The sequence below is a fragment of the Ancylomarina longa genome, from assembly GCF_003996985.1.
GTDB lineage: Bacteria > Bacteroidota > Bacteroidia > Bacteroidales > Marinifilaceae > Ancylomarina_A > Ancylomarina_A longa.
Genome location: NZ_RJJX01000318.1, coordinates 1 through 360 on the forward strand (window position 1 = coordinate 1; position 360 = coordinate 360).

Genomic DNA, 360 nt, shown 5'->3' on the forward strand with positions numbered 1-360 from the left:
CAAGACGCAATCGGTGACATTGCTGACGAAGGCTTTGAGCCTACCGCTATGAATAGCAGTGCCAAAGAGTTTTTGAGCCGTGCTATTAATGATTACAACGAGATGTTTAAGACCAATTACGGCGTAGACAGTAAGTCTTTTCAAAACTACTACCGTGATCTTGCAGGACGCGTTATTAAGCAGGATGTGGATTTACTGATTGTTGTCGGTATGTTCCTCACAGGTTTTGATGCGCCGACCTTAAACACGCTCTATGTTRATAAAAACCTTCGCTATCACGGTCTGATGCAAGCGTTCTCAAGGACTAACCGCATTTATGATGCCACTAAGACTTTTGGTAACATCGTGACGTTTCGTGAC

The 360-nt window shown here is 43.7% G+C and carries 1 protein-coding gene; it reads left to right on the top strand.

The window, feature by feature from the left end; genetic code table 11:
* Positions 1-360: type I restriction enzyme subunit R domain-containing protein (locus tag DLK05_RS17340; protein WP_438830196.1), on the top strand; the 360-nt coding region annotated here is incomplete at both ends.